The 25,948-nt window shown below is 60.1% G+C and carries 22 protein-coding genes and 1 pseudogene; 8 read left to right on the top strand and 15 right to left on the bottom strand.

Translation table 11 applies throughout. From position 1 onward, the window contains the following. Positions 1-13: 13 nt before the first annotated feature. Together HP062_RS03455 and HP062_RS03450 are read left to right on the top strand one after the other, a co-directional pair. A complete protein-coding gene (locus HP062_RS03455; protein ID WP_010459835.1) occupies positions 14-1,750 on the top strand; it encodes an IlvD/Edd family dehydratase in 1,737 nt (578 codons plus the stop codon). Between the two features lie 188 nt (positions 1,751-1,938). Further along, positions 1,939-2,658, top strand: a complete 720-nt coding sequence (locus tag HP062_RS03450; RefSeq protein ID WP_010459832.1) for a FadR/GntR family transcriptional regulator — start codon at positions 1,939-1,941, stop codon at positions 2,656-2,658. Between the two features lie 113 nt (positions 2,659-2,771). Here HP062_RS03450 and HP062_RS03445 read toward each other — a convergent pair whose 3' ends face one another. From HP062_RS03445 to HP062_RS03410, 8 genes are all read right to left on the bottom strand, one after another. Continuing rightward, a complete protein-coding gene (locus HP062_RS03445) occupies positions 2,772-5,156 on the bottom strand; it encodes an RND family transporter (RefSeq protein WP_042932105.1) in 2,385 nt (794 codons plus the stop codon). A gap of 28 nt (positions 5,157-5,184) precedes the next feature. Continuing rightward, the gene (locus tag HP062_RS03440; protein ID WP_083376878.1) at positions 5,185-6,252 is read right to left on the bottom strand and encodes a YCF48-related protein; all 1,068 of its coding nucleotides are present in this window, start codon (positions 6,250-6,252) and stop codon (positions 5,185-5,187) included. A 383-nt stretch (positions 6,253-6,635) separates the two neighbouring features. Then, the gene (pepN, locus tag HP062_RS03435; RefSeq protein WP_154911786.1) at positions 6,636-9,293 is read right to left on the bottom strand and encodes an aminopeptidase N; all 2,658 of its coding nucleotides are present in this window, start codon (positions 9,291-9,293) and stop codon (positions 6,636-6,638) included. 10 nt (positions 9,294-9,303) lie between these two features. Next, a complete protein-coding gene (locus HP062_RS03430; protein ID WP_042932108.1) occupies positions 9,304-10,134 on the bottom strand; it encodes a DUF2797 domain-containing protein in 831 nt (276 codons plus the stop codon). After that, on the bottom strand, positions 10,131-10,391 hold the full coding sequence (locus tag HP062_RS03425; RefSeq protein ID WP_010459822.1) for a YeaC family protein: 261 nt from the start codon (positions 10,389-10,391) through the stop codon (positions 10,131-10,133). Before HP062_RS03425 ends, HP062_RS03430 begins: the two co-directional genes overlap by 4 nt. A 30-nt stretch (positions 10,392-10,421) precedes the next feature. Beyond that, complete coding sequence (locus tag HP062_RS03420) at positions 10,422-11,291, bottom strand: rhomboid family intramembrane serine protease (RefSeq protein WP_010459820.1); 870 nt, start codon at positions 11,289-11,291, stop codon at positions 10,422-10,424. Then, entirely contained in the window at positions 11,288-12,262 is a 975-nt protein-coding gene (locus HP062_RS03415) for a metallophosphoesterase (RefSeq protein WP_370654424.1), read from the bottom strand. Before HP062_RS03415 ends, HP062_RS03420 begins: the two co-directional genes overlap by 4 nt. Beyond that, a complete protein-coding gene (locus HP062_RS03410) occupies positions 12,259-13,149 on the bottom strand; it encodes an NAD(+) kinase (protein ID WP_010459816.1) in 891 nt (296 codons plus the stop codon). Before HP062_RS03410 ends, HP062_RS03415 begins: the two co-directional genes overlap by 4 nt. A gap of 107 nt (positions 13,150-13,256) precedes the next feature. On the opposite strand from HP062_RS03410, the pseudogene HP062_RS03405 reads away from it, so the two are divergent. Next, positions 13,257-14,206: pseudogene (locus HP062_RS03405) on the top strand (DUF1853 family protein). Positions 14,207-14,336: 130 nt separating this feature from the next. On the opposite strand, the gene HP062_RS03400 reads toward HP062_RS03405, so the two are convergent. After that, positions 14,337-15,620, bottom strand: coding sequence for an arsenic transporter (locus HP062_RS03400; RefSeq protein ID WP_010459813.1), 1,284 nt, complete (start codon positions 15,618-15,620; stop codon positions 14,337-14,339). 112 nt (positions 15,621-15,732) lie between these two features. Continuing rightward, a complete protein-coding gene (locus tag HP062_RS03395) occupies positions 15,733-16,293 on the bottom strand; it encodes an NADPH-dependent FMN reductase (RefSeq protein WP_154911789.1) in 561 nt (186 codons plus the stop codon). 175 nt (positions 16,294-16,468) lie between these two features. On the opposite strand from HP062_RS03395, the gene HP062_RS03390 reads away from it, so the two are divergent. Both HP062_RS03390 and HP062_RS03385 read left to right on the top strand, forming a co-directional pair. After that, positions 16,469-16,729 carry a hypothetical protein gene (locus tag HP062_RS03390; RefSeq protein ID WP_077749645.1) on the top strand — a complete coding sequence of 87 codons (261 nt, stop codon included), beginning with the start codon at positions 16,469-16,471 and terminating at the stop codon, positions 16,727-16,729. A gap of 88 nt (positions 16,730-16,817) precedes the next feature. Beyond that, a complete protein-coding gene (locus tag HP062_RS03385) occupies positions 16,818-17,711 on the top strand; it encodes a LysR substrate-binding domain-containing protein (RefSeq protein WP_010459807.1) in 894 nt (297 codons plus the stop codon). On the opposite strand, the gene HP062_RS03380 is transcribed toward HP062_RS03385, so the two are convergent. From HP062_RS03380 to dnaQ, 3 genes are all read right to left on the bottom strand, one after another. After that, on the bottom strand, positions 17,677-18,291 hold the full coding sequence (locus HP062_RS03380; protein WP_010459805.1) for a GNAT family N-acetyltransferase: 615 nt from the start codon (positions 18,289-18,291) through the stop codon (positions 17,677-17,679). The genes HP062_RS03385 and HP062_RS03380 overlap by 35 nt on opposite strands. Before the next feature lie 14 nt (positions 18,292-18,305). After that, positions 18,306-20,561 (bottom strand): Orn/Lys/Arg decarboxylase N-terminal domain-containing protein, encoded by a 2,256-nt coding sequence (locus tag HP062_RS03375; protein ID WP_172790823.1) that lies wholly within the window; start codon positions 20,559-20,561, stop codon positions 18,306-18,308. A 203-nt stretch (positions 20,562-20,764) separates the two neighbouring features. After that, the gene (dnaQ, locus tag HP062_RS03370) at positions 20,765-21,523 is read right to left on the bottom strand and encodes a DNA polymerase III subunit epsilon (protein ID WP_010459800.1); all 759 of its coding nucleotides are present in this window, start codon (positions 21,521-21,523) and stop codon (positions 20,765-20,767) included. 190 nt (positions 21,524-21,713) lie between these two features. Between dnaQ and HP062_RS03365 the strand changes: the two genes are divergently transcribed. Continuing rightward, positions 21,714-22,016 (top strand): DUF2388 domain-containing protein, encoded by a 303-nt coding sequence (locus HP062_RS03365; RefSeq protein WP_049870729.1) that lies wholly within the window; start codon positions 21,714-21,716, stop codon positions 22,014-22,016. A gap of 138 nt (positions 22,017-22,154) precedes the next feature. Here the strand turns inward: HP062_RS03365 and rnhA are convergent, their stop codons facing one another. Both rnhA and HP062_RS03355 read right to left on the bottom strand, forming a co-directional pair. After that, complete coding sequence (rnhA, locus tag HP062_RS03360; RefSeq protein ID WP_008152099.1) at positions 22,155-22,607, bottom strand: ribonuclease HI; 453 nt, start codon at positions 22,605-22,607, stop codon at positions 22,155-22,157. A 92-nt stretch (positions 22,608-22,699) separates the two neighbouring features. Next, on the bottom strand, positions 22,700-23,458 hold the full coding sequence (locus HP062_RS03355; RefSeq protein ID WP_010459795.1) for a class I SAM-dependent methyltransferase: 759 nt from the start codon (positions 23,456-23,458) through the stop codon (positions 22,700-22,702). A gap of 65 nt (positions 23,459-23,523) precedes the next feature. On the opposite strand from HP062_RS03355, the gene gloB reads away from it, so the two are divergent. Then, entirely contained in the window at positions 23,524-24,291 is a 768-nt protein-coding gene (gene gloB, locus HP062_RS03350) for a hydroxyacylglutathione hydrolase (RefSeq protein WP_010459793.1), read from the top strand. Positions 24,292-24,390: 99 nt separating this feature from the next. Beyond that, a complete protein-coding gene (locus HP062_RS03345; protein ID WP_154911790.1) occupies positions 24,391-25,845 on the top strand; it encodes a transglycosylase SLT domain-containing protein in 1,455 nt (484 codons plus the stop codon). Positions 25,846-25,948: the final 103 nt, after the last annotated feature.

Genomic DNA, 25,948 nt, shown 5'->3' with positions numbered 1-25,948 from the left:
AAGAGAATCGATCATGTCCGATAAAAAACCCAACCTGCGCTCCGCCCAATGGTTTGGCACCGCTGACAAGAACGGCTTCATGTACCGCAGCTGGATGAAAAATCAGGGCATCGCCGACCACCAGTTCCACGGCAAGCCGATCATCGGCATCTGCAACACCTGGTCGGAACTGACCCCGTGCAACGCGCATTTCCGCCAGATCGCGGAGCATGTCAAACGCGGGGTGATCGAGGCCGGTGGTTTTCCGGTGGAATTCCCGGTGTTCTCCAATGGCGAATCGAACCTGCGCCCTACCGCCATGCTCACCCGCAACCTGGCAAGCATGGACGTTGAAGAAGCGATTCGTGGCAACCCGATTGATGGCGTGGTCCTGCTGACCGGTTGCGACAAAACCACCCCGGCGCTGCTGATGGGCGCGGCCAGTTGCGACGTACCGGCCATCGTCGTTACCGGCGGGCCGATGCTCAACGGCAAGCACAAAGGCCAGGACATTGGCTCCGGCACCGTGGTCTGGCAGCTCAGCGAGCAAGTCAAAGCCGGCACCATCACGATTGACGATTTCCTCGCGGCCGAGGGCGGCATGTCCCGTTCGGCCGGCACCTGCAACACCATGGGCACGGCGTCGACCATGGCCTGCATGGCCGAAGCACTGGGCACGTCCCTGCCCCACAACGCGGCGATTCCCGCGGTGGATGCGCGGCGTTATGTGTTGGCGCATATGTCCGGCATGCGCGCGGTGGAGATGGTCCGTGAAGATCTGCGGCTGTCGAAGATCCTGACCAAGGAAGCCTTCGAAAACGCCATCCGCGTCAACGCCGCCATCGGCGGCTCGACCAACGCCGTGATCCACTTGAAAGCCATCGCCGGTCGTATCGGCGTCGAGCTGGACCTGGATGACTGGACCCGCATCGGTCGCGGCATGCCGACCATTGTCGACCTGCAACCGTCCGGCCGTTTCCTGATGGAAGAGTTCTACTACGCCGGCGGCCTGCCAGCGGTATTGCGTCGCCTCGGTGAAGCCAACCTGATCCCCAACCCGAACGCCTTGACCGTCAACGGCAAAACCCTGGGCGAGAACACCAAGGACGCGCCGATCTACGGTCAGGACGAAGTGATCCGCACCCTCGACAACCCGATCCGCGCCGACGGCGGCATTTGCGTATTGCGCGGTAACCTCGCGCCCCTCGGTGCAGTGCTCAAGCCATCTGCGGCCAGTGCCGAATTGATGCAGCATCGCGGGCGCGCGGTGGTGTTCGAGAATTTCGACATGTACAAGGCGCGGATCAACGATCCGGACCTTGACGTCGATGCCAACTCGATTCTGGTGATGAAGAACTGCGGGCCGAAGGGTTATCCGGGCATGGCCGAAGTCGGCAACATGGGCTTGCCGGCCAAGCTGCTGGCCCAGGGCGTGACGGACATGGTGCGCATTTCCGACGCACGCATGAGCGGCACGGCGTATGGCACCGTGGTTTTGCACGTGGCCCCGGAAGCAGCGGCCGGCGGGCCTCTGGCGACAGTGAAGGAAGGCGACTGGATCGAACTGGATTGCGCCAACGGGCGTTTGCACCTGGACATCCCGGATGCTGAACTGGCGGCGCGCATGGCGGATCTGCAACCGCCGCAAAATCTGATCGTGGGCGGTTATCGTCAGCTGTACATCGACCATGTGCTGCAAGCGGATCAGGGCTGCGATTTCGACTTCCTGGTTGGCTGCCGCGGTTCCGAAGTCCCGCGCCACTCTCACTGATCACATCAATCCCCCTGTAGGAGCGAGCCTGCTCGCGATAGCGGTCGAACATTCAACATTGATGTTGACTGAACGACCGCTATCGCGTGCAGGCTCACTTCCACATTGGCTCTTCATCTGATTCAGGACCGGGTCCGCGCCTGCTATCATGCGCGGCATCTCCATCGCACAGGATCGCGCCGTTCCCCATGGATTACCGCAAACCCTCCGACCGCAAAAGCATGCACTCGCGCATCGTCCAGGAATTGGGCATGCAGATCGTTTCCGGGCGCTTCAAACCGTGCGACAAACTGCCCGCCGAAGCCCTGCTGTGCGAGGAGTACGCGGTCAGCCGCCCGGTGCTGCGTGAAGCCACCCGCGTGCTGGTCGCCAAAGGCCTGGTGTATTCCCGTCCTCGGGTCGGCACCGTGGTCAAGCAGCGCAAGGAATGGCACATGCTCGACCCGGATGTGCTGCACTGGCTGATGCAAAGCAGCCCGCAGAATGAATTTTTCGAGTTGCTGACCAGCGTGCGCAGCATCATCGAACCCGCTGCCGCCGCCCTCGCCGCGCAGTTCGCGACCGACGCAGACATCGCCTCCATCGGTGAAGCCTACCAGCGCATGGAAGCCGCACCGACGCCGGAAGCGCTGTTGCAGCCGGACCTGGATTTTCACAGCCGCATCGCCGATGCGACCCACAACGATCTGCTGGCCAACCTGTGCAACATGCTGTCGGTGGCGATTGCTGAAGCGCTGAAACATTCCAACCAGCGGCCGAACCTGCATGAACTGGCGCTGCCCCGACACAAGGCGATCCTGACGGCGATCGAGAACCGCGATGCGCTGGGTGCGCGGCATGCGACCCTCGTTCAGCTCGACGATGCGCGCAGTGCGCTGAACGTCGTGCTCGGCACAGATCCCTCATAACCAACGCGATCCTTTTTAGGAGCCAGCAAGCCGGCTCCTGCAAAGGGTTGTGTTAATCCCCAGATGAAAAAAAGCCGCAACCCAGGTTGCGGCTTTTCTATTTCAGCCAGGGATCAGTGAGCGAACAACGAATTGCCCTTCTGCCCCGCCAGTTTCTCCGGCTTGATCAGGAAGCGAGCCAGCGCCGGCAGCAGCCAAAGCGCGCCGAACATGTTCCAGAGCAGCATGAAGGTCAGCATCAGGCCCATGTCGGCCTGGAACTTGATGGCCGAGAAGATCCAGGTGCACACACCGATCGCCAGGCACAGGCCGGTGAACAGCACGGCTTTACCAGTGGACTTGAGCGTCTGGTAGTAGGCTTCTTGCAACGGCAGGCCTGCACGCAGGAAGCTTTCCAGACGGCTATAGATGTAGATGCCGTAGTCCACGCCAATCCCCACCCCCAGCGCCACGACCGGCAGGGTCGCGACTTTCACGCCGATGCCCATGAAGGCCATCAGGGCGTTGCCGAGTACCGAGGTCAGCACCAGCGGCAGCACGATGCACAAGGTCGCCGCCCAGGAACGGAAGGTGATCATGCACATGGTCGCGACGCAGATGTAAACGAGGATCAGGATGGTCAGCTCGGATTCCTTGATCACCTCGTTGGTCGCCGCCTCGATACCGGCGTTACCCGCCGCGAGGATGAACTCAAGGCCGTCCTTGTTGTTTTCCTTGGCGAAGTCCTGCACCGCATGCACGGCGCGATCCAGGGTGGCGGCCTTGTGGTCGTTGAGGAACACCAGTACCGGCGCCAGGGAGCAACTGTTGTTGTACAAGCCATCGGCACGGGCAATGGAGTTGTTCAGTACGTCCGGGTTACGCGACAGGGTTTCCCATTTCAGGTTGCCCTCGTTCATGCCCTTGATCATCTGCTTGGACACGGTCACCAGGGAGATCGCCGACTGCACGCCCTCGGTGTTCTGCATCTTCCACATCAGTTCGTCGATCGGCGCCATGGCTTCATAGCGCGAGCAACCTTCGGACTTGGTCTTGACCATCACCACCAATACGTCGGAGCTGGTCGAGTAGTTGCTGATGATGAAGTTGTTGTCCTTGTTGTAACGCGAGTCCGGCCGCAGTTCCGGGGCACCCTGGTCGAGGTCGCCGATTTTCAGGTTCTGGCTGTACCAGAGGCCGCCGCCGAAGGCCAGCAAGGCCAGGACGATCGACACCGGTGCGACTTTCGGGCTGGCAAAGCTCGACAGCAGGCGCCAGAACGGGTGTTCGCGGTGCGCGTCTTTCTTGCTGCGTTCGACAGCGCGCTTGCTGATGCCGACGTAGGAGATGGCGACCGGCAGCAGGATCAGGTTGGTGAACACGATCACCGCGACACCGATGGAGGCACCGATGGCCAGTTCACGAATCACACCGATGTCGATGATCAACAGCGTGATGAAGCCCACCGCGTCCGCAAGGATCGCGATCATCCCTGGCAGGAACAACTGGCGGAACGTGCGGCGTGCGGCGGTCAAGGCGTTGTCGGCTTCGCTGGACTGCAAGGCGATCCCGTTGATCTTCTGTACGCCGTGGGAAATACCGATGGCGAAGATCAGGAACGGCACCAGCATCGAATACGGATCAAGCCCGAAACCGAAGAAGTGCATCAACCCCAACTGCCAGACCACCGCCACCAGCGTCGTACTCAACACCGCCACGGTGCTGCGCATGCAGTTGGTGAACCAGTACAGCAGGATCAGGGTGATGACGAAGGCGACGCCGAAGAACATCACCACCATGACCAGGCCATCGATCAGGTCGCCGACTTTCTTGGCGAAACCGACGATGTGGATCTGCACGTTAGGGTTCTGCGCTTCAAACTTGTCGCGGATCTTTTCTTCCAGCTCGTGGGAGAACTTGCGGTAGTCCAGCGCCAGCAACTTGCCCTGATCCTGCGGGTCCGGGTAGGACTCCAGCAGCGGGATGTCGACGATGCTCGACTTGAAGTCGTTGGCCACCAGGCGCCCGACCTGACCGGACTTGAGTACGTTGTTGCGAAGCAGGTCGAGGCTTTGCTGGGAGCCGTTATAGCTCTGCGGGATCACTTCGCCACCGGCAAAGCCCTCCTCCGTCACCTCGGTCCAGCGCACGCTCGGGCTCCACAGCGACTTGAGGCCGGAACGGTCGACGCCGGAAATGTAGAACACTTCGTCGTTGATCTGACGCAGAGTCTCCATGTATTCCTTGGAGAATATGTCACCGTCGGTGGCTTCCACGGAAATGCGCACCGTGTTGCCCAGGTTCGCCAGATCGTTGCGGTGCTCCATCATCTTTTGAATGAAGGGATGATCCAGGGGGATCATTTTTTCGAAACTGGTGGACGGCCGGATCAGCGTCGCCTGCCAGAACAGGAAGATGCTGACCAGCAGGCAGATGACGATCACTGCCGGGCGGTTGTTGAAAATCAGGCGTTCCAGAAACGTCGCCTTGTCTTGGTGATGACTGCTCAAGGATGTCATAGACCCGCCTTCTTATTATTTGCCCGGCTCATTTGGACGACCCGTTTTTGCCATTCTCTGCGCCGGTTGGCGTGGTGACGCGAACGCCACCCTGTCCTGCCAGAATCAGATTGCCGTTGCCTGCCGCGGTCACCGCCGAAACGGAAATGCGATCCGGGCGGTTGAACACGCTGAAGGTTTCGCCGTTATCGTTGCTGCGGATCACCGAGCCGCCGTTGCCGACGATGACAATGGAGCCGTCGTCGAGCAGCGTCGCGCCGGACAGACCGAACTCCAGCGCACCGCGAGCAGCCTTGAGTTCGACCGGTTCCCAGGTCGTGCCGAAATCGGTCGAGCGGAACAGATTGCCCCGCAACCCGTAGGCCAGCAGTGTGTTGGCCTGAGCGGTGCCGATCACGCCGAACAGCGAACCTTCGTATGGACCTTCCAGTTTTTCCCAGGTCTGGCCCCAGTCGGCGGAGCGGAACATGCTGCCCTGCTCGCCGACGATGAACAGCCCGGCATCCTTGACCGCCGCAATGCCATTGAGGTGGTATTGGTCTTCGTTGTCGAGGCGATCACTGGCATCTTCCCAGTGTTTGCCACCGTCGGTGGTGGCCAGCAACGCACCGTAGGCGCCCACGGCAAAGCCGCTGTTGACGTCCTGGAACCAGACGTCGAGCAGCGGCGATTCGCGTTTCAAATCTTCGAATTGCTTGGTCCAGGTGGCGCCACCGTCCTCGCTGGCGAGGATCTGAGCGTCATGGCCGACGGCCCAGCCGTGTTGGTCATCGGCGAAAAACACCGACGTCAACAATTGCCGGGTCGGCACTTTGGCCTGGGTCCAGGTTGCACCCTGGTCATCGGAATACAGAATGTGCCCGCGATCACCAACAGCCACCAGGCGCTTGCCGACGTGCACGACGTCGAGCATCAGGCTCTTGCTGGCTTTGGCAGATTCAACGGCATAAACAGTGTCGGACGCTGGCGCCGCAGCGGCCACCGCAGGTGCCGACAGCACGGCACAACCCAACAGCGAGAGCGCTGTGGCCAGCAACGCGAACTTGCGTAATGCCGGCGGGCGGCAGATACCCACACCCATGACAGGCTCACTCATAGACCTTCCCCCATTATTATTGTTAGGTCGTTCAACCTTTCAGGGCGCCGTAAGGGGTGCTCATCGGGATTGCCTGTTCTGGAGCATAGTCCTGAAATGCGCAATCTAGAGCCCCTTCGGAAGCTGGCTTATCCTATCGGGGTTTGGAAAGGTCTGACAATCGACGCCACGTTATGTTTTGTTAACTGGGGGATAGCGGGTGTGGATGAATGGGGAGGCATTCGGAGGGGTGATGTTAAGCAAGATCGTGAAGATCGTTCCCACTCTGCGTGGGAAAGCCGCGATGGACGCTCAGCGTCCGCTGTAGAGGCTGTGCGCGGAGCTTCACGGGATGCATTCCCACGCAGAGCGTGGGAACGATCAGGTACTCCGCGGAACAGGGATCAAGCCAGGCTTTTGCTGACCACTTCAAACACATCGCTGGACAGCTGACCCGAAGCACGAATCCGCTCCAGCTCGCCTTTCATCAACGCCTGACGGGCGTCGTCGTATTTGCGCCAGCGAGTCAGCGGCGCCAACTGGCGGGAAGCGATCTGCGGGTTGAAGCCATTCAACTCGATCACCAGATCCGCCAGGAAGCGATACCCGGAACCGTCCGCCGCATGGAAGTTGATCAGGTTCTGCCCGGCAAACGCACCGACCAGCGCCCGCACCTTGTTCGGGTTCTTGATGTTGAACGCCGGGTGCTCCATCAACTGACGAACACGTTCCAGACCACCGGGCAACGTGCTGCCCGCCTGGACACTGAACCACTGATCCATGACCAGCGGATTGTCCTTGAAGTGCTCGGCAAAACTCGCCAGCGCCAAGGCCTTCTGCTCTTCAAACGGCGAATTGACCAACACCGCCAGCGCGGTCAGGCGTTCGGTCATGTTGTCGCTGGTCTCGAATTGTTCCAGCGTCGCCGCCAACACTTCCGGCTTGCCGCTGAGCATCAGGTACGACAGCGCAATGTTCTGCAAGGCACGACGGGCAAAATGCTCGGCTTCGGCCACATACGGGGTTTTCTTCGACAGATCGCGGTTGGCCTGATAACGCAACCACAGCGCCTCGAACAAACCTTCAGCCAATTGCTTGCGGGCAAACTCGCGAGCGATATGGATGGCGTCGACGTCAGCCACGTCGCTGATTTCGGTCAGATACGCCTCGCCCGGCAGCGAAAGCATTTCCGCAACCATCGCCTGGTCCAGCGTCTCGTCGGACAGCACGGTGCGCAGAGCAGAAACCAGACGTTGATCCAGCACCAGTGCTTCGCCCTTCTGCTGCTGAGCGATCAGCTCTTGCAGCACCTGAACCGACAATTGCTGACCGGCATCCCAGCGGTTGAAACCGTCGCTGTCGTGCTGCATCAGGAACATCAGTTGATCGCGATTGTACGGGAAGCTCAGTTTGACTGGCGCCGAGAAGCCGCGCAGTAATGAAGGCAGCGGCTGTTCAGCGATGTCGACGAAGGTGAAGGTCTGCTCCGCTTCGGTCACCGAGATCACCCGCGAAGTACCCTGCGTCTGGGCTTCACCGGAAAGACGCAACGCAATGGCCGCCCCTTTCGAGTCAAGCAGGCCCAATTCCACAGGAATCACGAACGGCAGTTTTTCCACCTTGTCCGGGGTCGCCGGGCAGCTTTGGCGGAAAGTCAGGCTGTAGGTTTTCGCGGCGGCGTCGTAGGACTCGCTCACCGCCAGACGCGGGGTACCGGCCTGGCTGTACCAGCGTTTGAACTGGGTCAGATCGACACCGTTGGCATCTTCCATGGCTTTGATGAAGTCGTCGCAGGTCACGGCCTGGCCGTCATGGCGTTCGAAATACAGGTCGCTGCCTTTGCGGAAGCCTTCGGCGCCGAGCAAGGTGTGGATCATGCCGACCACTTCCGAACCTTTTTCGTACACGGTCAGGGTATAGAAATTGGAAATCTCGATGAAGCTGTCCGGGCGCACGGCGTGAGCCATGGGACCTGCGTCTTCAGCAAACTGGTGAGTACGCAGGTAAGCCACGTCCTGGATGCGTTTCACGGTGGCCGAGTTCATGTCGGCGGAGAAGCCCGAATCACGGAACACGGTGAAGCCTTCCTTGAGCGACAACTGGAACCAGTCGCGGCAGGTCACGCGGTTGCCCGACCAGTTGTGGAAGTATTCGTGCGCGACGATCGCCTCGACACGCTGGTGCGCGGCATCGGTGGCGGTTTCGGCGCGGGCCAGTACGGCGCTGGAGTTGAAGATGTTGAGGCCCTTGTTCTCCATGGCGCCCATGTTGAAGTCGTTGACCGCGACGATCATGAAGATGTCCAGATCGTACTCGCGACCGTAGACCTCTTCGTCCCAACGCATCGACTTCTTGAGGCTGTTCATCGCGTGCTGGCACTTGTCGATGTTTTCCGGCTCGACGTAAATGCGCAGCGCCACCGAGCGTTCGCTCATGGTGGTGAAGCTGTCTTCGACGCACCACAAGTCACCGGCCACCAGCGCGAACAGGTACGCCGGCTTCTTGAACGGGTCTTCCCAGGTCGCCCAGTGCCGGCCGTCTTCGCCGGGACCTGAGGCAATCGGATTGCCGTTGGACAGCAACACCGGATAGCTATGCTGCTCGGCAATGACCGTGGTGGTGAACGTGCTCATCACGTCCGGGCGGTCGAGGTAATAGGTGATCTTGCGGAAGCCTTCGGCCTCGCACTGGGTGCAGAACATCGTGCCGGATTTGTACAAACCTTCCAGGGCGGTGTTGGTTTCCGGGTGGATCTTGACGCTGGTATCGACCGTGAAGGTGGTGCTGGTCGGGTGCAGGGTCAGGTGGTTTTCCGTCAGCTGATAATCAGCGTCGCTCAGCTCGCGGTCAGCCACGGTGACCGACAGCAGCTCGAGTTGCTGGCCGTCCAGCACCAGCGGCGGCAGGCCCGGGCCGCGCTCGGGATTGCGGCGCATCACCAGTTGCGCATGGACCAGGCTGTGGTCCTCGAACAACTCGAAGGTCAGGTGCGTCTCGTCGATCAGGTACTCGGGCGCCTGATAGTCTTTCAAATAGATCATCTTCGGTTGTTCGGTGCGCATGCTGGAGTCCTTACTGATGCACGGCGAGCTGATAAGCCGTGTATTTACGAATATTGATGACGCCTGTGTCGAAAATCAGGTATTGGCCCTTGATCCCCAACAACGTGCCTTCGGCAATCGGATTCTTGTCCAGGTTGAAGCTGACGATTTTGGCCGGGTATTGCTCGACCGGATAGCGGATTTCGAGGGTTTCTACGTCGGCAATGGTCTGGATTGCTTGTAGGCCGAATCGTTCCTGCAAACCTTGCAACCCTTCGGCGCAGCTGTCGAACAACTGATCGCGAACCTCGGCCAGGTTCACCGACACCGCGTCACCCTTGAGTAAAGCACGCCAGTTGGTCTTGTCTGCCACCTGACTGCGGAACAGGTCCTCGACAAACCCCGATTGCTGGCGGGTCGAAACGCGCATGATCGGCAACGCCTGACGGGCGCCCTGGTCGATCCAGCGAGTCGGCAGCTGGGTGGCGCGGGTAATCCCGACTTTCACCCCGGACGAATTCGACAGATACACAATGTGATCGGTCATGCAGAACTTCTCGCCCCACTCCGGCTCACGGCAGGTGCCAGCGTCGTAGTGGCAACGCTCCGGGCTCATGATGCAGAGGTCGCACTGCGCCAGTTTGGTCATGCACGGATAGCAATACCCCTGGCTGAAACTGGTTTTGGTCTTGCGCCCGCAATGGGTGCAATGAATCGCCCCCAGATATTCCAGACGCACCGTGCTGCCGATCAAGGGATTGACCGGCACCTCGACGTCATCCAGACGAAACGCGTACTGCACGTTCGGCCCGTCAAGGCGCGCCGACATTTTGCTGATTGCACCACGGCCAATCTCAATCAATGGATGGCATCCGATTTGAACAGGATGTTCGGCACGCTGATCGACTTCGAGCTGCATTCCTGCGGGCCCATGTAGCCGGTACGCTCTTCCTCGGGCAGGTTCTGGATTTCCCAGGCGATCATCGCTTGCAGCGACAATTCACGTTGTTCGGCGGTGAGTTTGCCACCGTCGGACCATTTGCCGATCTCCACCGCCAGCTTCAGGCTCTGGTAGATATCGGGGGTGATGTTTTGAATCATTTCGTTAAAAGAGGACATCAAGGGCTCCGCTCTTTAATACATAACTGATTAGACGGCCAGTTTACGGCGGTTGTACAAACCGCCCAACAAACCGGTCAAGCATCCGACGAGCAACCCGCTGACATGGGCTGCGTTGGCGATTTCACCGAAACCGATCATCGAGACCAGGCCCGACAGGCACAGCACCAGCCACACCAGCATCATCACCAGCACACCGCGCGGCAGGCGATATGCCGGGTTCGGCGACAACATCTGGAAAATCCAGCAATGCCCGAGCAGGCCGTAAAGCACCCCGGACAACCCGCCGAACAGGGTCGGGCCACTGAAAACAAACTGGGCGTAGTTCGACACCAGGCTGAAAAGCAAGGTCAAGCCGATCAGGTTGATGCTGCCCTGACGCGACTCGATGCGCCGCCCCAGCTCCCAGTACCACATGCCGTTCATGGCCAGGTGCAGGATGCCGAAGTGGATCAGCATCGGCGTCACCAGACGCCACCACTGCCCCGCCGCCAGGCTGTCGGCCAAGGGCACAAAATGGATGTACTCGCCAACGATACGAAAATCGAGGAAGGTCAGCCAACGCAGCGTGTCGAGGTTTTCCCCCAGCAGCGTCACCGCACCGACGATCAGGCTCAGCAGCAACACCAAGCCGGTTGCCTTGGCATGGCGCATCTGCTCGACGAAACCAGGCCGCCTGGTGGTTTGCGCGACCGGAATGTCCAGCTGCTGATCAGGGTCGCCCGCCGGGAAACGTTCATATAAGGAACGGACGTCTTCGCTGATATTGGCCGGCACCCACAGCACCTGTTCACCGGACTCTTCGCTGACCCGATGCGGCACCTGCATGCGTTGCAGCAGTTTGACGAACCCGCTCAAATCCACGGCCAGCGGCAGGCGTAAAACAGCAACGGTAGTCATCGCAACACCTCCGGCCGCTCGACATCGACCCAGACAAACTTGTGCGGGTCGAGGCGGGTTTCCTGATCCAGGCGATAGGCGACCAGTTTGCCGTAGAGCACCGCGCTGTAATCCAGGCAGGCCAGGTTCGGACGGATCGGCGCCGGTTTGCCGCTGCGCCAGTAATGGCCAACGAACAACAGCGGCTCATCGACGCCGTAACGCAGCAAGGTATTTTTTTCGGTGGACGACAGGGGCGTCTGGGCCACGGGTTCGGGCAAGGCGTCGGGCTGGAACACAATGTCTCCGTAGGTTTGCGGGTCGTCTTCCCAGAATTTGGTGCGGAAGAACGAACGCGTCAGGCCATCGCCGCTGGTCATGGTCAGCCCGTGGGGCAGGCGCATGTCGGTCCCGCGCAGCAAACGATCGAACACGGTGCAGGCGAAACTGCCCGGCACGGCCGAGGCCTGGAGGAAATGTTCGTCGACGCAGCCATCGGGGAACAGCGCGCGCAGCGGCTCGATCAGGCCGGCATCCCAGCAGGCGTGCACCACGCGGAAACGCCCGGCATCCACAAACAATGGCAGTTCGTAAAACCATTGCTGGAAGTCATGCCAGTCGCCGGGGTGATGTTCAAATTGCGTCAGGGTTTCACCGAGCAGGCGCGCATGGCGTGGCGTGTGTTCGCGCACGAACTGCTTGCCGCTGCCTGGCGGCGCCGGCGTGGCCCAGCCGAGGGCGTTGAATTCATGGTTGCCCATGATGCACAGCGCCTGACCGGCCTCGACCATGTCGTGGACGATATGCAGCGCCTCGCGAATCCGCGGGCCGCGGTCGATGATGTCGCCGACGAACACCGCCATGCGCGATGGATGCCGCCAGACGCCACCTTGTTTGTGATAACCGAGCCGGTCGAGCAAGTGCTCAAGGGTCAGAGCGCAACCGTGCACGTCACCGATCAGGTCGTAGCTACGCGCGGGATCGAGCATCAGTCGCCTCCACCGCCCAACCGGCTGCCCCAGCCAAGCTTGGTCCGGCAGACCTCATAGTAGTTGTGGTCGAGCGGGTGGATCAGCCGCAGTTTCTGGGCTTTTTTGCTGATGGTGATGGTGTCGCCCGGCGCGCAGGTGAAATGGTTCTGCCCGTCACAGGAGACTTGCGGGTAAATCTGCATATCTTTGGACACGACGATTTTCAGCTCACTGTTGCCATCGACCACAATTGGCCTGCCCGACAAGGTATGGGGGTACATCGGCACAATCACAATAGCGTCGAGCTTGGGGTGCATGATCGGCCCGCCCGCCGACAACGCATAGGCGGTCGAACCGGTGGGCGTTGCGACGATCAGGCCGTCGGCCTTCTGGCTGCAGACGAACTGGCCGTCGATGTACAACTCGAATTCGATCATCCGCGTCGATTTGCCCGGGTGCAGGACCACGTCGTTCAGCGCATCGCCCTGGCCGATGGCCTCGGCATGGCGCCGGACTTCGGCTTGCAGCAGGAAGCGGTTTTCCACCAGGTAATGGCCATCGAGCACTTCGGCGACTTTGACTTCCAGTTCATCCGGGCGAATGTCGGTCAGGAAACCGAGGCTGCCCCGGTTGATGCCGAGCACCGGAATATTGTGTCGGGCCAAGGCACGCGCGGCGCCAAGCAGGCTGCCGTCACCGCCGACCACAATCACCATGTCACAGACTTCGCCGAGCATCTTGCGAGACGAGGTTTGCAGGCCATGACCGGGCAGGACTTCGGCGATGGTGTCTTCGAGAATCACGTGCAGGTGACGATCAAGCAGAAACCGTTTCAGTCGGCGGACGGTATCCAGCACCTGCGAACTGCCCAGGCGACCGATGATGCCGATATTACGAAATTGCTCCATGGGGTTCCTGCGCGACGGTGAAAAACACGATTATGGGCGAAAGCGCGGGATAGACAAAATCCTTTCAGCCACAAGGGTGTACTCATGTTTAGAGCTATGCTCGCAAGATGATCCTATTTCCCGATTTGCTCCAGTTACCCCACCAGTTGCGCCACCCCGAGGTGCGCGACCTTGCCTGGGTCATCCTCGCGCCGCCGATGCTCGACACCACTCCGTGGCCGCAACGCCATCCGCTGGCCGGCAGCGACTGGGTGCAGGCACCTGAGCAGCTGGAACGCTGGCTGAAGCAACTCGACCGCGACAGTTACGACTTGCTGCACTGGCTGGCGCAGGCCAGGACCCGGCGACTGGGCCTGTATTACGAACGCTTGTGGCAATACGCCGTGCGCCATGCGCCGGGTATCGAGTTGATTGCCGCCAACATGCCGATCCGCCGCGAAGGCCACACCTTGGGCGAGCTGGACATGCTGTTGCGCGACCGCGACGGCGTGCATCATCTGGAACTGGCGATCAAGCTGTATCTGGGGCCGCAGAATGGTGACGGACAGGACACGGCGCAGTGGCTCGGACCAGGTTGTCATGATCGACTGGACCGCAAACTGGCGCATCTGACGCAACACCAACTGCCGATTTCCGCCCGCCCCGAGAGTCGCGAGGTGCTGGCGGCGCTGGATATTCAGCAGTTCAGCGCGCATCTGTGGCTGGGCGGTTATCTGCTGTATCCGTGGCCAGGACAAGCCGAGCCCCCCACGGTGCCCATCCACAGCATCTGCGCGGCAGCTGGCTGCATCAGAAAGACTGGGCGGACTTTGTCGTGCAGCGCCCGTTCGGCCGCTGGCAACCCCTGCCCCGCCATGCGTGGCTGGCGCCGGCGCATTACCCGGCGGAACAGACCTGGAACACCGGGCAGCTGGACGCATGGCTCAGTGACCTGGAGCCTTTGGCCCCGGCGCAGTTGATGGTGCGCCTGATCGAGAACGCGGATGGGGATTGGGAGGAAGCGGAACGGTTGTTTCTGGTGGCGGATCTTTGGCCGAACGTGCCGGGCAGTGGTTGAGACTTGTAGTGCCTGGGTTGGCCCCTTCGCGGGCAAGCCTCGCTACTACAGGTTTTGTATCGTTCGCTGAATTTGCATTCGTCATAAATCCTGTAGGAGCGAGGCTTGCCCGCGAAGAAGCCACCCCGTTCTAAATGGATAACCGCAAAGCCAAAGCCGCCAACGTCACCAACAACACCGGCACCGTCAACACCACCCCGACCTTGAAGTAGTACCCCCAGCCGATCTGAATGTTCTTGCGTTGCAGTACATGCAACCACAACAGCGTCGCCAGACTGCCAATCGGCGTGATTTTCGGCCCCAGGTCGCTGCCAATGACGTTGGCATAAATCATCGCTTCCTTCACCACTCCCGTGGCCTGGCTGGCATCGATCGACAGCAAACCAATCAACACCGTCGGCAAGTTGTTCATCATCGACGACAACAGCGCCGTCAGCACGCCCGTGCCCATCGCCGCGCCCCAAACGCCGTACTGCGCGAACCCGTCCAGCCACCCCGCCAGATACCCGGTGAGCCCGGCATTGCGCAGGCCATAGACCACCAGGTACATGCCCAACGAGAAAATCACGATCTGCCATGGCGCTTCTTTCATCACCTTGCGCGTGGAGATCTTGTGGCCACGGGCGGCGATGGCCAGCAGCAACGCGGCACAGACAGCGGAAATGGCACTGATCGGAATGCCCAGCGGCTCAAGGGCGAAGCAGCCGATCAACAGGATGGCCAGCACTGCCCAACCGGCATAAAACGTCGCCTTGTCATGGATCGCCGTCGACGGATGTTCCAGTTGCTCGGGGTCGTAAGCCTTGGGGATGTCACGACGAAAAAACCACATCAGCATCGCCAGCGTGGCGGCGACGCTGACGAAGTTGACCGGAATCATCACCGCCGCATAGCGGTTGAAGGTGATATCGAAGTAGTCCGCCGAAACGATGTTCACCAGGTTCGACACCACCAACGGCAGGCTCGCGGTATCGGCGATGAACCCGGCGCCCATCACGAATGCCAACGTCGCCGCCGGGGAAAAGCGTAGCGCCAGCAGCATGGAAATCACGATCGGGGTGAGAATCAGCGCCGCACCGTCATTGGCGAACAACGCCGACACCAGCGCCCCGAGCAGCACCATATAAGCGAAGAGTTTGCGCCCGCTGCCCTTTCCCCAACGGGCCACATGCAAGGCTGCCCAGGCAAAGAATCCCGCCTCATCCAGCAACAGACTGATGATGATCAGCGCCACGAAGGTGCCGGTGGCGTTCCAGATGATCTGCCACACAATCGGGATATCAGCCAGATGCACCACCCCGAAAATCAGCGCCAGCACGGCGCCGAATGTCGCACTCCAGCCAACCCCCAGGCCTTTGGGTTGCCAGATCACCAGGGTGATGGTCAGCAGGAAAATCAGCGACGCTATAAGCATGCGGGTAAACGCCTCTGGAAAAACGAGGCGTGAATATATGGAATTCCGAATATGCAGTAAAGCAAAGACTGAACAACCTGGCAGCTGCTACAGGGGATGTGTTGCGTTCAGGTCACTCTTTCTTATGCTGCTCGACCCATTTGCCATACGCATTGATGAAATTCTGCAAGAACGGCCTCACCGATTCGGACAATTTGCCCGACTCATCGAACGCCGAACCTGCGCCCCCCAGATAGGCTTCCGGCTGCTGCATGCACGGCACGTCCAGAAACACCATTGACTGACGCAAGTGATGGTTGGCCCCAAACCCGCCGACAGCCCCCGGCGAAACGCTGATCACCGCTCCTGGCTTGCCGCTCCAGGCGCTCTTGCCATAGGGACGCGATCCCACGTCAATCGCATTCTTCAGCGGTGCCGGCACCGAGCGGTTGTATTCAGGGGTGACGAACAGCACTGCGTCGGATGAACTCACTTGTTGTCGGAAAGTGCTGTAGGCTGCCGGCGGTGAAGTCCCGTCAATGTCTTCGTTGTAGAGCGCCAGATCGCCGATTTCGACGATGGTGAGCTTGAGATTGGCAGGCGCCAGGTCGGCCAGGGCGAGCGCAACCTTGCGGTTGATTGATTCCTTTCTCAAGCTGCCGACCAGTACGGCGATCGTGTAGACGTTGCTCATTGAAGATTCTCGACTGTTCGATGGGAAAGACTTGTAGTTATAGATGACGATTCACCCAGTGGGCTGTTGAATTCACCGCCCCTGACTATTTTTTTCCTGTAGGAAAACTTACTTCGCTTAACCACGGTCTACAGAACCGCAAATTGAGTGATTTATCTCCAGAGGTTCTAAGCAGATGGCAGCAGTACTCGTCGGTCAGTTCCATGCAAGAGACGCGGAAGGCCGCGTTTATTCCGTGCATGAGTTCCAGGAATCCACCCCCTCGCATGACGGACTCACTGGCTCGGCGCCTGTGACCACCTACAAACTGGCTATTGGCGATCGCGTCGATAAGCTCGACGACAACCAGTTTCAGCTGGTGCAATCGAAAATCACCATCGTGCGCGAGCCCGACACCTATGTCGGCAGCCGGCCGGAAATCAACGCCGCCTCATAACCCCGCGTTATGAGCAGAAGTCATATGCGCGCACTTGAGTTAGGATTCAGTCACTGACTCCCTCACCTGCTGAACATGGACTTCACGCATGCGTTTACGTCATATCGAAGTGATCCACGCGCTCTTGCAGACCGGTCATCTGGGCACCGCCGCCGAATGGCTGCAGTTGCCGGTGGCCGAGGTCGAAGGCATTTTGCGCGACGCCGAGGATCAGCTGGGATTTATGCTGTTTTCCAGCGTGCGTGGACGTTTGCAGGCGACGCGCGAGGCGCGGGAGCTGCAGGTTGAAATCGCCCGCGTGTATGACGCGCTTGAGCCGGTCCAGCGCCTGGCCAGCAGCCTCAAGCAGTATCAGGCGCACCCGCTGCGCATCATCTGCACCCCGCCGCTGGCCCAGCAGTTATTGCCCCACAGCATCGCCGCCCTGCGCCGACGCCTTCCCGATGCGGCTTGCACCCTGCTGAGCCAACCCACCCGCGAGATCGTCAGAAGCCTGCTGCTGCGTGAAAGCGATCTGGGGCTGAGCCTGCACGATCCCGACCACGCCGACATCTATTGCCAAGTGATTGCCCAAGGCAAGCTCCAGCTGTTGGCGCCCCATGGCTGGCTGCAACCGAAACAGAAGTACATTTCGTTGCAGGATCTGGCCGGCCAGTCGATGGTTGGCCTGGAAGGTCATGATCCGCTAAGCCCGGCGCTCGATAACAAATTGCATGCCTTGCGCCCTGCACCGGTCATCCAGACGCGGGTGCAGACTCATCAGATGATGCGCAGCATGGTCGAGGCCGGCGAAGGCCTGGCGATTGTCGACCCCTTCACCGCCCTTGGGGCCAAGTCGAGCGGCCTGGATGCCTGCCCCTTGGCGCCTGCGGTGCCGATCAGCCTCTATGCCCTGACCCTGAAGAACGGCGAGCCCATGCCCGCCGTTCAGGTGCTGCTGGACATCCTCACGGAACAAGCCGTGGCGATGTTGTCGAGCTGAGCGGGTTTTCCAGCGGATTATCGAACAGGCGATACCAGAACAGCGCGACTTCGGCGGTGTTCGGGTCGATGCCGCGATAACGCAGATGATCGATCCCGCCTATCACGAAACCACAGCGCTCATAGAGTCGACAGGCGCCCAGATTGTTGTTCTGGGTTTCGAGCATGATGCCCGGCAACTTCTTCTTGCGACTCCAGAACTGCGCCACATCCAGCAACGCCTTGGCCACACCGTGACGGCGCGCTGGCGCATGCACGGCCAACTCATCGATATGGGCAAAGCCGTTCCAGTTGGTGCTGACCACCAGATGACCGACGGGCTCGTCATCGAGATAGGCCATGAACACCGCACTGTCGGCGGCATCGCGAAAACTGCTGAACTCCTCGGGATCAATCCCGTAGCACTTTCGATAAGGGGTGATCGGCGTGACCCGCCACTGCTCCACCGGTTTGCCGATTTCAGCTGCACCATAGGCCGCGACTTCAAAACTGAAATCGCTGCCCCAGATATAGGGCGCAAACCCCTCATCGGCGACACGCACCGAGAGTCCTGGGTATTTGGGATTCATGATCGGTTGCATGCTGGGAAAGGTCCTCATTCCTTGATGCAATCGACGGTGTAATGCCGTCCATTGCCCTCGTCTTCGTGTTGCAGTCCGTGCACATCAACGACAAACCCGGGGAAGCTGCTGTCAAACGTGCGAGCAAACGACAGGTAATCGATGATCGACCGGGTCGACTCGGTGAACCGCTCCCCCGGCATGATCAGCGGGATGCCGGGTGGGTACGGCACCAGCATCACCGCGGCAATTCGCCCTTCCAGGGCATCGATCGACACTGCTTCCACCTCACCCCGCACCAAATGATCATAGGCGTCAGCCGGTTTCATGGCGATTTCCGGCAACACGGTGTACATGCGTTTGAGGTGCTTGGCCGTGGCATTGCTGCGATAACAGGCGTGCAGTTGATCGCACAAATCCCGCAAACCCATGCCCTGATAACGCGCGACGTTCTGTTGCGCCACGCATGGCAGGCACGACGCCAGACTGACATTGGCGTCGTAACTGCGCTTGAACTCCAACAATTCGGTCAGCAACGTGCTCCATTTGCCCTTGGTGATGCCCATCGAGAACAGCACCAGGAATGAATAAAGGCCGGTCTTCTCGACCACCAGCCCGCGCTCCCAAAGGAACTTGCTGACCACGGCCGCCGGAATCCCGCGTTCGCTCAGCGCACCGCCCGCCGTCAGGCCAGGCATCACCAAGGTGACTTTAATCGGATCAAGCAACACGTAATCGTCAGTCACCCCACCAAAGCCATGCCAGTCGGCGTCGGGTTGCAGCAGCCAGTCTTCGGTGACCACACGCTCGATGCCTTCCACCGACGGTGGCTGCCAGATGGAAAACCACCAGTCGTCCGCAGCGATGTGCTGGCGCAGATTGGCCAGCGCCCGGCGAAAACTCAGGGCTTCGTCGAACATTTCCTGCAACAGCGAACGCCCGGCCGGGCCTTCCATCATCGCCGATGCCACGTCCAGCGAAGCGATGATGCTGTACTGCGGCGACGTCGAGATGTGCATCATGAATGCTTCATTGAAGCGATCGCGATCCAGTTGCCGCGCACCCCCGTCCTGAACATGAATCATCGAGGCCTGGCTGAACGCGGCCAACAGTTTGTGTGTGGAATGCGTGGTGAATACCAGCGGGCTGTCTTCGCTACGGGACGTGCCCATGCCATAACGACCGGCGAAAAACTCGTGGAACGCCGCGTAGGCATACCAGGCCTCGTCGAAATGCAGGACCTCGACGCTGTTGCCCAGGCTCTGCTTGATCAGTTCGGCGTTGTAGCAAAGGCCATCGTAGGTCGAATTGGTCACCACGGCCAACTTGACCTTGAGCTCACGCCCCTGGGTCAGCGGGCTGGCGTCGATCTTTGCCTGAATCGATTCGCGGCTGAACTCGCTCAGCGGAATCGGTCCGATGATCCCCAGTTCATTGCGCTCCGGGCACAGGTACAACGGAATCGCGCCGGTCATGATGATCGAGTGCAGTACCGATTTGTGGCAGTTGCGGTCCACCAGTACCAGGTCATCGCGAGCGACCATCGAATGCCAGACGATCTTGTTGGCGGTCGAGGTGCCATTGATCACGAAAAAGGTGTGATCGGCGCCGAAATTGCGCGCAGCCCTGGCTTCCGCTTCGGCGAGCGGGCCGGTGTGATCGAGCAAGGAACCCAGTTCCGGCACCGACACCGACAAGTCCGAGCGCAGGGTGTTTTCCCCGAAAAACTGGTGAAACGCCTGCCCCACCGGGCTCTTGTGATACGCCACGCCACCGCCATGGCCGGGTGTGTGCCAGGAATAGTTGGAATCGGCGGTGTGTTGCACCAGCGCCTTGAAAAACGGCGGAAGCAAACCATCCAGGTATTTACGGGCCGCCCGGGCCACTTGCCGCGCCAGAAAGGGCACGGTGTCTTCGAACAGATAGAGAATGCCGCGCAGTTGATTGAGTTCGGCCATGGCATCGGCCGGGGCGTTTTCCAGCGTGACCTGTTCGCCCAGCGCAAAGATCGGCAAGTCCGGCGCCCGCACTCGCGCCAGGCCGATCAGCTCGGCCATATTGTGTAACAAATGAGAGTGGACGCTGGCGTCTTCGGCGGCGATCAACATGCAGGAAAGGCCGTGATGGGTCGAAGCGACCAGCCGCCCTTCGGTGTAGTCCACCGCCGAAACGATGCTGAAGCCTTCCTGCTCCAGTTCCCGGGCGATGCCACGCACGCGATCACCGGCGACGGTGTCGGCCTTGATGTCGCGATGCACGATCAAGACCGGGAATTTCAAATCTTTATACATGAGGCTCAGTGTCCTGAGGCTGCAGACCGTGGCCTGCCAATATGCTCAGGGTAGAGGGTTGAAGCGGATGTGGCGAGCGACGATGCCCTGAAGCGGGTCAATGAGTGCACCATCATGTGGCCATCAACTCTCCAACATTCAGCAGGACTACTTGTGGCAAGGAAGCTCCCTCACCACAAAAGCCCTGTTACATCTGATTCGCCTCAAGCCTGCGCCTTGGCCTCGACCAACTGCTGCCACAGCGACGGGGCGCCGGCGGACTTGGCGATGGCTTCCAGGCGTGCCACGTGCCGGGCCAGGTCATCTTCGCTGGCGGGGATGATCCGGGTCGGCTGGCGGTCGGCCGGCAAGCGGCGGATTTCGGTGGCGGAGTTGTCAGCGCCTTCGCCGGAACCGTTGCCGTCGGACGCATTACCGGCCAGTGACAGGCTGGTCTGGCCGCCGGTCATGGTCAGGTAAACGTCGGCGAGGATCTCGGAGTCGAGCAAGGCGCCGTGAAGTTCACGACCGGAGTTGTCGACGCCATAACGTTTGCACAACGCATCGAGGCTGTTGCGCTGCCCCGGGTGACGTTCCCGGGCCATCATCAGGGTGTCGAGGATCGAGCAGTGTTGCGTGATGTCCGCACGGTCGTGCTGGCCCATCAGGGCGAATTCGTTGTTGATGAAGCCAACGTCGAACGCCGCGTTATGGATGATCAGCTGCGCGCCTTTGATGAATTCGAAAAACTCATCGGCCACTTCAGTGAACCGCGGTTTGCCCACCAGGAATTCGTTGGTAATGCCGTGGACGCCGATGGCGCCTTCGTCACTCTCGCGATCCGGTTGCAGGTAAACGTGGAAATGCCGGCCCGTCAGGCGCCGACCGATCAACTCGACACAACCGATTTCGATAATCCGGTGGCCGTCGGTCACCGGCATGCCGGTGGTTTCGGTATCGAGTACAACGGATCTGGTGGCCATCAGTGCTCAGCTCTCAACGGGTCAATCGTGCAAAAGCGGCGATGTTAACACGCTCGCGGGATCCGGCGCGCGCACTGCCAGGTGACGGGCGCTCATGCAGTTTTTAACAATCATTAGCAATGTTCATAAAGTCTGGAAGCCGATGGATTGCTAGCGTGCACCCCTTGCTGACCCAGGGTTTGAAATCGTCATGAAGACTGCACGGCTGGTTTTATTGAGTACCTGTTTGCTGGGTTCCGGCGCCCACGCCACCAGTTTTGTCATCAGCACAGACGTCACCGTCAGTCTGACGATGAGCTCCACCAAAGGCACCAGTGGCTCATTCAGCGACGACAAGATCGTACTGGCGGCCAAGGATGATGCGGCAGCGTTTGTGGCGAGCGAGGGGGTGATTCGCGGGGCGCGGATCCAGGCGGCGTTTTTGCGGATTCGCGGGGTGGTCAACGAACCGTATTCAGACCAACAACTGGCCACCGCGATCTTGATGCTGTGACACCCTGGAGGAGCGAAGCTTGCTCGCGAAGAACGATAACCCGGTCTCTCAGTTACACCGCGGCGCTTTCTTCGCGGGCAAGCCTCGCTCCTGCATGGATCTCCGGCAGACAGTGCTCGCGAAGGGCGGCACTACCGATCAAGCCTGCTTGTACCCGCGCACTTCATCCACGCCACGGTTGGCCAGTTGGTCAGCCCGTTCGTTGCCATGGTGGCCGATGTGCCCGCGTACCCATTTCCAGGTGACGTTGTGGCGGTTGACCTGCTCATCCAGCAGTTTCCAGAGGTCAGCGTTTTTGACCGGTTCCTTCGCCGCCGTTTTCCAGCCGCGCTTCTTCCAGTTGTCCATCCACTCGTTGATGCCTTTCATCACGTACTGGGAGTCGGTCACCAGCAGCACGTCGCAGGAGCGCTTGAGTTCTTCCAGGCCACGAATCGCGCCCATCAGCTCCATGCGGTTGTTGGTGGTGTTGGCTTCGCCGCCCCACAGCTCCTTTTCAATGCCTTTGCACACCAGCAACGCGCCCCAGCCGCCAGGGCCAGGGTTGCCTTTGCAGGCGCCGTCGGTGAAGAGTTCTACGCTATCGCTCATGCCAATCTATCCAGAAAATGCGGTGGCTCGCCGATCAGTGACCGACGATGCCCGAGGCCGGGGCGAACCCGGCCGGGAAAATAAAGAGTGTATTACGGCTCGATGTTACGACGGTTGACCTTGGCCATCGGCAATGGAATCAGCTTGCCCATCGGTTCGCGCCGCTCCTGACGGACGGGTCGCAGGCCAACAACGATCTTGCGCGCCACCAATAAATAGAAGCCGCCGCCCGACAGTTGCCAGTCACCGGCCTTGCGCTCCCAACCGGCCAGGCGAGCCTGCCAGGCGGGTGACGCAAGCGGCGGACGATAGCACCCGAAGCGGCGTTTCTCCAGCGCGAAGCCCAGCAGATTCAGCCAGTCGCCGACCCGCGACGGTGAGATGCAGCGCGCCTTGCGCAAGCCGTCGTGAGCGAACACATGGCGCAAGCCCCAGCTGCTCCAGGGGTTGATCCCGATGATCAGCAGATGCCCGCCGGGCCGCACGCTGCTCGCGGCTTCACGCAGCAAGCCGTGGGGCGACAGGCAGAAATCCAGGCCGTGCTGCATCACCACCACATCAGCGGCATGCTCGCTCAACGGCCATGCCTGCTCTTCGCAGACGATCTCGACCCCCGGCAACGGCGCGCCAAGTCGCACATTGCGCTGAACCTGGGGTGCCGACGGCGGTGTCTGGGCCGACGGGCCGTAATGCACCAGATAGCCACCGAAGAAGCGGCCCAGCTCGTCTTCGAGCATGCGCCGCTCTTCGTCCAACAGAAATTGCCCGATGGGCCCGGACAGCCATTCACGGGCCGCGCTGATCAAATTCAGCCACTCAGGATCGGCCTGAGCGAACGCTTTATCGGTCATTGCATTCTCCAACGCGCCAGGAAGTTCTAAGATGCGCCATTGTTTTCAGCTTGGCGAATCCGACGATGATACAGATCAGTGCCCTGCCCGCCTTCACCGACAACTACATCTGGTTGTTACAGGACCACAACACCCAGCGCTGCGCCGTGGTCGATCCGGGTGATGCCGCGCCCGTGCAAGCATGGCTGGCGGCGCATAAGGGTTGGGTACTGAGCGATATCCTGATCACTCACCATCATCATGATCATGTCGGCGGTGTCGAGCAGCTGAAAAAAGCGACAGACGCGAAAGTCTATGGTCCAGCCAGCGAAACCATCCCGGCGCGAGACGTGGCGCTCAAGGACAACGACCGTGTCAGCGTGCTGGGCTGGGACTTCGACGTCTATGCGGTTCCCGGACACACCCTGGGGCATATTGCCTATTATCACCACGGCCTGCTGTTCTGCGGCGACACCCTTTTCGCCGCCGGTTGCGGGCGCTTGTTTGAAGGCACGCCCGAGCAGATGCACACCTCGCTGAGCCGCCTCGCTGCGCTGCCGGAAGATACGCTGGTCTATTGCACCCACGAATACACCCTGAGCAATCTGAAATTTGCCGCAGCGGTCGAACCCGGCAATCCTGACACCGCCGCACGTCTGGAAAAAGTTACCGAGCAACGTGCGGCCGGAATCATGACGCTGCCCTCTACTCTGGCGCTTGAAAAACTGACCAACCCCTTTTTGCGTGTCGACGAAACATCCGTTAAAGAAAAAGTGGACGAACGGAATGGAACCCAAAACCGGTCTCCGAGTGCGGTCTTTGCTGCTCTTCGGGCTTGGAAAGATAAGTTCTAAGTCACCGTCCCGTTGGTACAAAAATTCTGAATGGTTGACCGCAGAGGGTGCGCTTTCTAGAATCGCCCGACATTTTTGCCCGGAACTTACTTCCAGCCAATGTCGTCATCTATTCGTAAAGCCATCAATTCAGACGCATTGACCCGCTTGGCTCAAGCCATAGCGGTGGCTGTGTCCGCCACTCTGGCGGGCTGTTCCAGCCATGTGCCGCAGACCGAAGCGACACACACTCCGAACATCGCCGCTCGCGCCAAGCAGAAACCTATCTGGCTCAGCGAAAAGCCGACTCCACAAATTCCACAGGATGTCTGGGAGCGCATGCGCCAGGGCTTCCAGTTGCAGGACAACCTGGGCGTCAACCCGCGCATCGAGCAACAGCGCCTGTGGTTCGCCAGCAACCCGTCCTTCCTTGAAAACGCCGGTGAACGTGGCAGCCTCTACATTCACTACATCGTCGAACGCCTTGAAGAACGCAACATGCCGCTGGAACTGGCGCTGCTGCCAGTGATTGAAAGCGCCTACAACCCGATGGCCTACTCCCGGGCCAATGCGGTGGGCCTTTGGCAATTCATTCCTTCCACCGGCCGTTACTTCAACCTGCGTCAGACCCGCTTCTATGATGGCCGTCGCGACATCACCGCCTCGACCACTGCGGCCATGGATTACCTGACCCGCCTGCACGACATGTTCAACGGTGACTGGTTGCTGGCTCTGGCGGCTTACAACGCCGGTGAAGGCACGGTCAGCCGTGCCATCGAGCGCAACGAGAAGCTGGGCCTGCCGACCGATTACTGGAACCTGCCGCTGCCAGCCGAAACCCAGGCTTACGTGCCCAAGCTGCTAGCCTTGTCCCAGGTTGTGCTGGCCCCCGAAGCCTACGGCGTGAACCTCAACCCGATCGCCAACGAACCTTATTTCCAGGTCGTCGAAATCAACCAGCGCATGGACCTGTCCAAGGTTGCCGCGGTGGCCAACATCGACGAAGACGAGTTGTTCCAGCTCAACCCGGCCTTCAAACAGCGCACCACCATCGACGGCCCCCAGCATTTGCTCGTGCCAACGTCCAAGGCGCAGTTGCTGACCGCCAGCCTCTCGACCATGCGTCCTGAAGAGTTGATCAGCAAGAAGTCGCTCAAGCCGGTCTTCGAAGGCGCCGATGAATCCGAAGTCGCCAGCCTGAAACGTGCCTACCGCGTCAAACGCGGCGACAACCTGGCCGCCATCGCCAAGGCGAACAAGGTCGACGTCAAGGACCTGCAGCGCTGGAACAAGATGACCGGCAAGAACCTCAAGGTCGGCCAGACCCTGGTGATGCAGGACACTGCCAAACGTAGCGGCGGTCGCGTCAACACCGTTGTGGCGGCGAACAGCAAGACCAACAGCAAAGCCGACAAACAGAAGCCGCAGACCCAATACAAGGTCAAGCAAGGCGATTCGCTATACATGGTCGCCAAACGCTTCAACGTTGAAATGCAGCACCTCAAGCGCTGGAATCCGCGTGTTGGCCAGGCGCTCAAGCCTGGGCAGATGCTGACAGTTTCTTCGCCGCGCTAAAAACGAGCCCCTGAATCCAGGGGCTTTTTTTCGCCTGCAATTTGAGCTCTGCTGGAATCGGGGGATGCATGGGAACTGTGGCGAGGGCGCTTGCTCCCGCTCG

Source organism: Pseudomonas sp. B14-6 (genome assembly GCF_013260315.1).
GTDB lineage: Bacteria > Pseudomonadota > Gammaproteobacteria > Pseudomonadales > Pseudomonadaceae > Aquipseudomonas > Aquipseudomonas mandelii.
Note: the sequence above shows the minus strand (reverse complement) of the source record. Positions and strands in the feature narration are given on the sequence as shown.

Excerpts from the sequence above, each read along its gene's own strand:
- pepN (WP_154911786.1), bottom strand. The coding sequence starts at position 9,293 with ATGCGCACCGAACAACCGAAGATGATCTATTTGAAAGACTATCAGGCG.
- dnaQ (WP_010459800.1), bottom strand. The coding sequence starts at position 21,523 with ATGGCCACCAGATCCGTTGTACTCGATACCGAAACCACCGGCATGCCG.
- HP062_RS03445 (WP_042932105.1), bottom strand. The coding sequence starts at position 5,156 with ATGACATCCTTGAGCAGTCATCACCAAGACAAGGCGACGTTTCTGGAA.
- HP062_RS03425 (WP_010459822.1), bottom strand. The coding sequence starts at position 10,391 with ATGTCCTCTTTTAACGAAATGATTCAAAACATCACCCCCGATATCTAC.
- HP062_RS03455 (WP_010459835.1), top strand. The coding sequence starts at position 14 with ATGTCCGATAAAAAACCCAACCTGCGCTCCGCCCAATGGTTTGGCACC.
- HP062_RS03385 (WP_010459807.1), top strand. The coding sequence starts at position 16,818 with ATGCGTTTACGTCATATCGAAGTGATCCACGCGCTCTTGCAGACCGGT.
- HP062_RS03400 (WP_010459813.1), bottom strand. The coding sequence starts at position 15,620 with ATGCTTATAGCGTCGCTGATTTTCCTGCTGACCATCACCCTGGTGATC.
- HP062_RS03395 (WP_154911789.1), bottom strand. The coding sequence starts at position 16,293 with ATGAGCAACGTCTACACGATCGCCGTACTGGTCGGCAGCTTGAGAAAG.
- HP062_RS03450 (WP_010459832.1), top strand. The coding sequence starts at position 1,939 with ATGGATTACCGCAAACCCTCCGACCGCAAAAGCATGCACTCGCGCATC.
- HP062_RS03390 (WP_077749645.1), top strand. The coding sequence starts at position 16,469 with ATGGCAGCAGTACTCGTCGGTCAGTTCCATGCAAGAGACGCGGAAGGC.
- HP062_RS03440 (WP_083376878.1), bottom strand. The coding sequence starts at position 6,252 with ATGAGTGAGCCTGTCATGGGTGTGGGTATCTGCCGCCCGCCGGCATTA.
- HP062_RS03355 (WP_010459795.1), bottom strand. The coding sequence starts at position 23,458 with ATGACCGATAAAGCGTTCGCTCAGGCCGATCCTGAGTGGCTGAATTTG.
- rnhA (WP_008152099.1), bottom strand. The coding sequence starts at position 22,607 with ATGAGCGATAGCGTAGAACTCTTCACCGACGGCGCCTGCAAAGGCAAC.
- HP062_RS03420 (WP_010459820.1), bottom strand. The coding sequence starts at position 11,291 with ATGACTACCGTTGCTGTTTTACGCCTGCCGCTGGCCGTGGATTTGAGC.
- HP062_RS03410 (WP_010459816.1), bottom strand. The coding sequence starts at position 13,149 with ATGGAGCAATTTCGTAATATCGGCATCATCGGTCGCCTGGGCAGTTCG.
- HP062_RS03380 (WP_010459805.1), bottom strand. The coding sequence starts at position 18,291 with ATGCAACCGATCATGAATCCCAAATACCCAGGACTCTCGGTGCGTGTC.
- HP062_RS03345 (WP_154911790.1), top strand. The coding sequence starts at position 24,391 with ATGTCGTCATCTATTCGTAAAGCCATCAATTCAGACGCATTGACCCGC.
- HP062_RS03375 (WP_172790823.1), bottom strand. The coding sequence starts at position 20,561 with ATGTATAAAGATTTGAAATTCCCGGTCTTGATCGTGCATCGCGACATC.
- gloB (WP_010459793.1), top strand. The coding sequence starts at position 23,524 with ATGATACAGATCAGTGCCCTGCCCGCCTTCACCGACAACTACATCTGG.
- HP062_RS03365 (WP_049870729.1), top strand. The coding sequence starts at position 21,714 with ATGAAGACTGCACGGCTGGTTTTATTGAGTACCTGTTTGCTGGGTTCC.